Source organism: Psychrobacter sp. 1Y6, from assembly GCF_052258385.2.
Lineage (GTDB): Bacteria > Pseudomonadota > Gammaproteobacteria > Pseudomonadales > Moraxellaceae > Psychrobacter.
In genome coordinates, this window is the sequence record NZ_JBQQEW020000003.1 from 1 (window position 1) to 8,114 (window position 8,114).

Here is an 8,114-nt window from a genome sequence, read left to right on the forward strand (position 1 = left end):
TGATAGAGATCGCTTTATCCGTCTCTCGTGCTATCTCAAAGCCACTACTCGTCAATGCTTGGACAACATCAGCACGATTGGTAATTACGTCCTCAATCACCAATGCTTGTAGACCGTCAGTAATGGCTTGTCTTGCGTCTTTAACCTGTCTTGGTAAGTTGTCACGCTGTGCCATGAGCCGCTTGTTGGCTGGGTCATTGGGGTCTGTAAAACCATGCTCGATGTTTTGCATGTCTTTCCATGCGTTGACTCTGCGCTTATCGACGTTATGGACATAGGGCTGAAATGCTCTGCCGTGTTCTAAATCTACGTTAGCAAAGACAAAATTCAGTTCTAACCTGCCTTTATCTCGATGCTCAATCCAGCTAACACTTACTCTATCAACGTCTAACCCTGCTCTAATGGTCTGCTCAAAGCCGTCCATCAAGGCATTTTTTTGTTCTACAGTGACTTGGTCGGCTGTCTCAGTGAACGATAAGCAACCACTGGTATATTTTTGTTTGAAGTCGAGGCTATCAATGAGCAAGGCTTGGTTGTCTATGTCGCCCCTCAATACTTCGGCACCAAGGCGTTTGCCGTCTGGCTGCTCTTTGTCGTTAAGCAAGTAATCAAACACGCCTTTACTGCCACCTGTACCATTCGTGAAGAATTTAACGATCATCAGGCATGCTCGATGCTAGTGCTTTGTCTAGCGTGGTTTGCAAGTTAAGTAAGGCCATCAATACAGCGTTACCGACTTCTTGCCCTGTGTTGGTCTGCTTGGCGATTTGGTTAATATTGATACCAATGCGATTAATGGCTCGCACCAATTCGGGATCGGCACTGTGTACGATTTTTTTAGTCTTTGGTTCAGGCGCGGCTACCGGCTGATCGAGTACCAACTTGCGAACGTAGTTAGACATATCATGCGAGCCTGTCCGCTTTTTGATGTCTGCGATTTCTTGATCCGACACTCTGATTTTTAGCCATTTCGTCCTTGCCATTTTAACCTCGCTATAGCTATTTTTTACCCCTCACGGCTTTTTGTGAGGGGTTGGGGTTAAGGGGTTTCCCCTTACCGGCATGCCTTGGGTCAATAGTAACGTAGTGGATATTGTGCCCACGGTATATGCTGGCTTATGAAATAAATAAGAAAGGAAAATAGCAGAACAGTTCTTTTCTAGTTGTTTAAATATCTTTCTGAAGCATATTTAAATTCAGATCATCTTCAATCTTTAAAAGCGCTAGGAATATCAACTTTAAGTAAATAAAATAAGCTTTCGCATGTGTGTTGACCTCGCTATGATTAGGTTGTGTCCCATGCAAATAACTATTTCTTAAATCCAGACCGTTTGTAAACTCTTTTTTATTTAAACAATAATTGAAATAGGACTGCTCAGGCTTAGAAAACAATGTTTTTTCAAAATATGCTATATCGTCAACAACCATTTGTTTCGCTTCCTGACGGTATTCAACTGGATAATGATAGAGCGATCCTACTTCGTTGTAATATAAATCATTAAGTAAGATTAGCCTCATAGGATTATTAACTACTATAAGGTCCTGTTTATTGATGGCTATAAATCCATTATCTATAAGGTATTTGAGTTCAGGCTTTTGGTATTCCTCATAGTCGCTAAACCTCACGTTCTCTTTTCTCAATAGCTCAAAAAAATTGTCGTATTCTTTTTCTTGATGAGGTTTTACATAGTTCAAACTTCTTTGGTTCGAGAAAAATATATTTAGACATTGCATTAGTATGTGGTTTTTTTCATTTAGATAAATATATTTATCTTCATTGAGGCTAGGAATATCTGCTATTGAGGACGGAGAAGATGATATTTGCAAAAGATCAAAGTCAATATGCCCTTCTTCTACGAAAAGCTTAAATTGCTTAAGAAGGGACTCGAACTCTGGTGCCAATAATCTAACTTTCTCTAGAAATGTTGTTGCCGTAGGAACGGAAAATTTTGCATTATCTGCGAAATTGTATTTTTCCTGGAATGAATGTTCAAATACGTGATGAATTATACTTTCTAATGATATGTCTAGCTTGTTGACCCATTGACTATAAACGACTATCTGAGCATGTGAAGTCATTTCAGATATTGAGAAAGGTAGCCCACCTCTATACTCATCTTGTGCGCTAACGCTCATAAATAACTCAAGGACACCCAAGTCTTTCTCATTAGCTACTAGTCTTATCCTCTTTTGAAGATCAACATATTCAAATAGGTATTCGAAATTCGAAAAGAGCATATAAGGATGCGCATTATCAGCAATGTAATCTAGACTGTATAAATAATTTATAACGTTTTTATCCCTTGACGCTTGCTTATGCTCAGAAATACCCTCTTCAAATCTTACAGACACCCCAAATTCATGCATGTGCAATGTATTACTTTCTTGTAGACGCTTCTGCTCATTTAAGTAGCAATTTTTAGCTTTCAACCTAGTCTTATCGGATACTTTGAGATCACTTCTAGTCCTCATATTTTTAATCATTAGAGCATAACTTAAATTCACGCTATCCGAATCTAAGTAATTAGACAGTATTAACTCCTTGTCGTTGGGAGTTAAAGACCTAGGCAGCAGCATTTTAGGCTTATTAAGCGGGTCATTAACTTCATAAATTGAAAGTAGTATCTCAGCAGACTTAGGATTAACTAACAAAAAATCCCTTAGGGCTAGAGAGTATTTATCCACTAACTTAGAATGAAGTAGAAAAGTTTTTATAAGAACAGGCTCTGAAATTAGGATTCTCTCAAGCACACTTGCTGATACTCGTTTAGAAACGTTCTGATCATTAAAAATTTGCCAAAATGAACTCACATAGCTATGTATAACACTACTAAAAAAACATTCGACATTAGTATCATCAAGATTAGCGAAGAACCTGCCAATAACTTTCTTATAGGAAGAAACACGGTTTTGAAAAGTATCTAGCTCCTCAGGTGTCCAAGATGGTAAAAAGAGTCCAGCATCCAGATATTGGCTTATGTGATAAAGTTCTAGGACTTCATTAATGTCAGAATATTCCATCTTAAGAGCACTTCTCAAAACATGCTCACCTTTCTGGAGATTATAAGAACCAGCCATATCATGGATAGAATGGAAGACGGTACGACTAGAATCTAAAGGATGCATAAGATAACCTAAAATGAAGTAGAGTAAACTAATATAAGCAAACAAGAAGCAAGGAATAACCTGAACGAAGGAACTAGCGATAATGGGCTGTTATCTGATTTAGGCTTATCCAGTGCAAACTTTAGAGTTTTCCTAATTTCTTATAATTGTAGTAAGTTCTTCTCGAAATACCTAGGGCTTCCCAAGGCTTAGTGGATTGCTCTGATGTGGGGTCAGGCTTACGCTTAGATACCTTGCCGCCCTTACTGCCTTTGATTGCTTGGCGATAGATAAACTCATTGTAGTGATATCCATCACGCTTCCAGCAAAATTTAGCAATGCTTTTTGCAGTAGCTTTAATTTCTGAGTACGGTAACGGCTCTGAAAACATCATATTTACGTTTTGAGCATGTTTAAGCACTGAGTTATACCATTGCTCCCAAGTCTTACCTCGATGCTCTCTAATCGCAGAATATGCCCAATGGCGAACGGTATCGAACAGGGTACAGTTCCTGCCAAGCCCATATTCTTTTTCTTTGTTCGTTAGGGGTCTAAGATCAACGAACTCCGCTAGATAATTCAGCTCATAGGCTTCTTTTGTCCATACTTCAGTACGCCAGTGCTCGTGCATCGGGTTTTTGGTAATGAAGTTGGTATAGCCGAGGTCTGCTCTTGTCTCTCTGACAAGCCCTGCTTGTATCTTAGCGAGATAGTCTAAAGCTTTTCGGCTGCCATGCTCACTAGTGCAAACAGGTGTTTTTAGCTCATAAACAATATGAGCATGTCCATTTGAGGGGTTTTGGCTTGTCCATCGTGGCGGTGGTAGGTGTTCTTCTGCCCAACGCATTGCGCCATGCTTATGATCAACATCTAAGCAGATGAAGTGGGTCATAGAAGGAGGGTTGTGCTGTATGTACCGCATTTTGACGGCAGTTTGCCTAGGACGAATGACAAGATTACCTAAATCATCGGTGCAATAGGGCTTATGAGGGAATGTTTCGTATATTTCCGGTAGTATTAACATCACGCACACTTGTGTTGGTGCGCCTGCTGATATAAAATGTCCGTATCGAAAAATGGGTTTTATATCTGCTGACACAGATTAAAATTCATCTAACCCCTAGTGTTGGTAGCACTGGGGGTTAGTCGTTTCTAGCATTTGAGTTTACGCTCTCATTCTTATTTCGTCAATTCGCAACTTCTCCGCAAAGCCACACTATTCAAGACTCAGCACTATATCTTTAATTTAAATGTTTGTAGAGATCACATCCATCTTGATCACCATTGTCACAAGATTTTCCAAACCATTCTTTGGCAGTAGCTTTATTTTGACGTACGCCTTTGCCATTGTTATACATAACTCCAAGGTTATATTGAGCATAAGCATCACCTTGATCAGCCGCTTTTTCATACCACTCCACTGCTTTAGTATAATCTTGACGCACGCCGTTACCCTTGTAATAACTATTACCAAGATTTAATTGAGCCTTAACATATCCTTGATCAGCCGACTTTTGATACCAACCCACTGCTTTAGTATAATCCTGACGTATGCCTGTGCCATTGTCGTACCTCACTCCAAGGTTATATTGAGCATAAGCATCACCTTGATTAGCTGATTTCTGATACAACTCCAATGATTTAGCATAATCTTGACGCACGCCTTTGCCTTGGGCATATATCACTCCAAGGTTATATTGAGCTTCTGCATCCCCTTGATTAGCCAATCGTTGGACTTGATCAAAATCAGCGGCCATTGCTGACACAGATAGCATTGCAGCGACTAAAAATAGTGGGGGTTTACTTACTAACGAGGTATTTAGAAAGGTCATGGCGTGCCTCTGTTGATTAGTTTTTGGAGTATGCATTTGTGCGTTAATGCCATGATAGCAGGTCTATTTCCGAGCACGTATGCCGATGACTTTTCACCCCTAAAACCATTTACCATAATCCACCTTTATGAGAATAAGCATGGTTCCCTAGTGAGGACTCGAATCTTCGGCTGTAGGATAGTGATAGCAATGGTTAGAGTTATCTAAATAATGGCAGTGTACTTCAAGTGATACTCGTCGTGTGAATTGATAGTGTATAATTATTGAATATCAAAATGTTCTAATGCCAAATAGCCTCCTTAGGTAAATATTTATAAAACTGTATTCTAGAATACAGATACTGACCTGCTATTTCTGTATTGGCAATCTGACTTCTATGATCGTTAGCAATGACACTAAACCCAGTTTTTTTATGTGCCATGATGACCTCTATTCGTCTATAACCTGCAAACCTTGAAGTAGTTACTCCAACATTAGGAAATTGGATGAATTTTTGAGTAGTCTGGCTATTACCTAGACCCAAACCATCTTTGTAATCTGTTGAGGACTGCGGAGTTAATAAGATATGACAGTTATCAGGGCGATCTTTAATGAGTAACAGGCATCGTTCTTGAATAAAATCAAAAAGTAATTTATAAGCATCATTTTCACTGTGTTTGAGTAAAGTAGAAAGATGGACGAAAGTGTACCCTTTACCTTGGTAAGTTTCTGAATATACCCCTGACCATTTTAATCCTCTTGTGTTTTCGTGGAAGTCCATCAGCATTTTAACCATGCTATTTACCCATTCTAAGCAAGTCTCACTTTGATGTTCGGTGTAAATTTCCATATAGGCATCTGGCATTTAAAATCCTTATGAAGTTATAGTTAGCGTAGAGTATACCCCAAGGTAACCAGTTATTTTGCCCTTCAAACCTATTAACAGACCACTTAAAACAGACTAGTATAATAGAACCATTTATAACGAACTTGTCGCGAAAGTAGAAGTTTCCTTCCTATACTAGAACCCAAACTGTCGTCTGTGGATTAAGTGTTTTCAGTACAATCACTCATGAACACTAGAATTATCCTCAAGCCACCCTTGAGGATGATTTTTTTCTAAGTATCTGTTTTTGAGATTTATTATATTATTTTGTCTTTATATGGTGTCCAGACAGTGTCCAAAAAAAGTGATAATTCGAGGTTTTTTTCATTTTATCAGTAGGCAAGATGAGAGAAAAGAAAACTATAGATATTCTTGATTAAATTAAGAAAGGCTTGAATATTCATATAAATTCATATATTACTAGTACTGAATACTTCAGCAAGATAATGCGTTTTCTTATAATTTTACGTTAAATTCAATATTTCTCTTTTGCGGTATTGAACTCCTACAATTATAAATGTAAGCATGGAGGTTTACATGAAAACGAAAATATTAAGCTTAGCAGTTATTCTATTTAGCGCACTTTATTCAAGTGCAGCACTAGCCGATACAGGTACGGTTCTTACATGGGAAACACCGAATGGAAACTGGAAAGCATGTGGACCAATTCAATGCCTTTGGTCTACTCAAGAAACCGAACGAGATGCTATAGATATGGTGATAAATGATGATCGACACACAACTAGGTATATCGGTCATTATGGTAAATGTTCGCGTTATAGAGTCTCTAACATGAGGTCGTGGGATGATCCTACAGAAAAAGTTATTCGCGATGCTAAATGTGATGATTATTAAGAAGTCATAGTCATCACATATTAGAAATAAAAATAAGCGTCTTTATGACACCATGATAAAGACACTCAACATTAACTTCGACAACCAGTTTTTGCTAATGGTCTAACTATTTCGAGGTGCGTCAAAACTTGGATTTATCTCATCAAATTGTGATTGGTGCGCTGTAGAGGCATCGAACTATAGCTTCATTGTTTACTTTATTATTTTCTGGCTTAGCTAGCGCCCCATGCTTGGAGATTGTGATCTTGTGTGCGCTCTAGCACGCTCAAGCTCTTGCTCCTTAGCTTTTATCAGCTCTCTAATTTGTCCAGCAACCTGTTTAATTCCTTCAATTCCGTCTGTATTCCTGTCTGCGAGCCGGTTATTTTCGCTTGTGACTGCTCTATTTTGATCTGTGCGTTCACTAATTCCTTCAATTCGTCCTCTAATCTCACTGTATCGCTCTCTAATTGCATCGTATCGCTCTTTAGATAATCGGGCGGTGTTATCGTGCTCTGATACGTCTTTAATTGCGCTACGAGCTGCATTTGTACGTTCCCTAATGCCAGTAACTCGCTTATCAACGTTGATTGCGTTGTTGCGTGATTTTTCCGATGCTGTACCCAACCACTGAACACGCTTGTTTGTTCTGTCATTGAAGTCTGCAACTCTTTGAACAATATCGGTAAGCGTTCCAACTCTTGTATCTTCGTCTGCGCCAATTTGTTCAATAAGGCTGTCAATTCGGCTATATCCTGGTCTTTCTTGCGTAGCTGCTGCTGTGTGTATCGCTCTTGATCGTCTAGCATCTGCTCTTGGCGTTTGATCGTGTCCTGCTGCGCTTGTAGGGCTTGCTGTACTTGCTCTAGTAGTCTCTTGTCCATGACTTACCTCTGACTGTAGTCGATCTGCGGTTGTGACGGTGGCTGCTGCGGTGGATTGATATAGGTCGGTTTTGAGAATTTGTTGACCAACGCTCCCCCTATGAGCATGCCGAACATCATTACTGTGATTGCGACGATACTGGTGACTATCACCCATTTTTTCATTTCTGATTTGATAACCTGCGCTATCCGGTCTTCTCGCTGCGTTATGAGTTGTTTGATGTGCTGTGTGTAGGCTTCTATCGTCCTTTCCATCTCTTCTGCGAACTGCTCTAAATGTTCTGTGGTATGGGCTTGGACGTTGTTCGTATAGGTTTCGAGGGCTGTAGACATATCGGTTTGATGTTTTGCTAACATGGTTAGCAACTGCTCGTTGCTGGTGTCTAGGCTTTCCATGCCTTGCTTGATGATAGTCTCGCTTTCTTCCAACTTCGCTGTCATAAAGCTGTTTAGCTGCGTCGTAGCGTTCTGTACTTCTTGCTCGATAGTCTTTGCTTGCTGTTGTGACTGTGTTTTGAATTTCGCTGCTAAAGTTAAAATCTCGCTCATATAATCCGCCTGTCAGCCTGATATTTCGTTTCCCTGCTGGGTTCT

At 39.5% G+C, this 8,114-nt stretch carries 8 protein-coding genes and 1 pseudogene; 1 reads left to right on the top strand and 8 read right to left on the bottom strand.

The features are described from left to right. The 6 genes and pseudogenes from ACTXGF_RS27170 to ACTXGF_RS27195 all read right to left on the bottom strand — a co-directional run. Positions 1-661, bottom strand: a pseudogene (locus ACTXGF_RS27170) (relaxase family protein); the annotation flags it as partial. Continuing rightward, complete coding sequence (locus tag ACTXGF_RS27175) at positions 651-983, bottom strand: plasmid mobilization protein (RefSeq protein ID WP_443535658.1); 333 nt, start codon at positions 981-983, stop codon at positions 651-653. The pseudogene ACTXGF_RS27170 and the gene ACTXGF_RS27175, both read right to left, overlap by 11 nt. Positions 984-1,167: 184 nt before the next feature. Next, positions 1,168-3,126 (bottom strand): hypothetical protein, encoded by a 1,959-nt coding sequence (locus ACTXGF_RS27180; RefSeq protein ID WP_443569819.1) that lies wholly within the window; start codon positions 3,124-3,126, stop codon positions 1,168-1,170. A gap of 121 nt (positions 3,127-3,247) precedes the next feature. Next, the gene (locus ACTXGF_RS27185; RefSeq protein ID WP_443535667.1) at positions 3,248-4,129 is read right to left on the bottom strand and encodes a replication initiation protein; all 882 of its coding nucleotides are present in this window, start codon (positions 4,127-4,129) and stop codon (positions 3,248-3,250) included. Positions 4,130-4,346: 217 nt separating this feature from the next. Next, positions 4,347-4,937, bottom strand: a complete 591-nt coding sequence (locus tag ACTXGF_RS27190; RefSeq protein WP_443535665.1) for a tetratricopeptide repeat protein — start codon at positions 4,935-4,937, stop codon at positions 4,347-4,349. Between the two features lie 280 nt (positions 4,938-5,217). After that, on the bottom strand, positions 5,218-5,781 hold the full coding sequence (locus ACTXGF_RS27195; protein WP_201551807.1) for a peptide chain release factor family protein: 564 nt from the start codon (positions 5,779-5,781) through the stop codon (positions 5,218-5,220). Between the two features lie 558 nt (positions 5,782-6,339). Here ACTXGF_RS27195 and ACTXGF_RS27200 point away from each other — a divergent pair. After that, positions 6,340-6,657, top strand: a complete 318-nt coding sequence (locus ACTXGF_RS27200; RefSeq protein ID WP_443535663.1) for a hypothetical protein — start codon at positions 6,340-6,342, stop codon at positions 6,655-6,657. A gap of 290 nt (positions 6,658-6,947) precedes the next feature. Here ACTXGF_RS27200 and ACTXGF_RS27205 read toward each other — a convergent pair whose 3' ends face one another. Together ACTXGF_RS27205 and ACTXGF_RS27210 are read right to left on the bottom strand one after the other, a co-directional pair. Then, a complete protein-coding gene (locus ACTXGF_RS27205) occupies positions 6,948-7,520 on the bottom strand; it encodes a hypothetical protein (RefSeq protein WP_443535661.1) in 573 nt (190 codons plus the stop codon). Between the two features lie 3 nt (positions 7,521-7,523). Continuing rightward, entirely contained in the window at positions 7,524-8,069 is a 546-nt protein-coding gene (locus tag ACTXGF_RS27210) for an MbeB family mobilization protein (protein ID WP_443535660.1), read from the bottom strand. Positions 8,070-8,114 lie beyond the last annotated feature (45 nt).

What these genes read in the sequence shown, in the direction of transcription:
- ACTXGF_RS27175 (WP_443535658.1), bottom strand. Translation starts at nt 983, where the DNA reads ATGGCAAGGACGAAATGGCTAAAAATCAGAGTGTCGGATCAAGAAATC.
- ACTXGF_RS27180 (WP_443569819.1), bottom strand. Translation starts at nt 3,126, where the DNA reads ATGCATCCTTTAGATTCTAGTCGTACCGTCTTCCATTCTATCCATGAT.
- ACTXGF_RS27185 (WP_443535667.1), bottom strand. Translation starts at nt 4,129, where the DNA reads ATGTTAATACTACCGGAAATATACGAAACATTCCCTCATAAGCCCTAT.
- ACTXGF_RS27190 (WP_443535665.1), bottom strand. Translation starts at nt 4,937, where the DNA reads ATGACCTTTCTAAATACCTCGTTAGTAAGTAAACCCCCACTATTTTTA.
- ACTXGF_RS27195 (WP_201551807.1), bottom strand. Translation starts at nt 5,781, where the DNA reads ATGCCAGATGCCTATATGGAAATTTACACCGAACATCAAAGTGAGACT.
- ACTXGF_RS27200 (WP_443535663.1), top strand. Translation starts at nt 6,340, where the DNA reads ATGAAAACGAAAATATTAAGCTTAGCAGTTATTCTATTTAGCGCACTT.
- ACTXGF_RS27205 (WP_443535661.1), bottom strand. Translation starts at nt 7,520, where the DNA reads ATGGACAAGAGACTACTAGAGCAAGTACAGCAAGCCCTACAAGCGCAG.
- ACTXGF_RS27210 (WP_443535660.1), bottom strand. Translation starts at nt 8,069, where the DNA reads ATGAGCGAGATTTTAACTTTAGCAGCGAAATTCAAAACACAGTCACAA.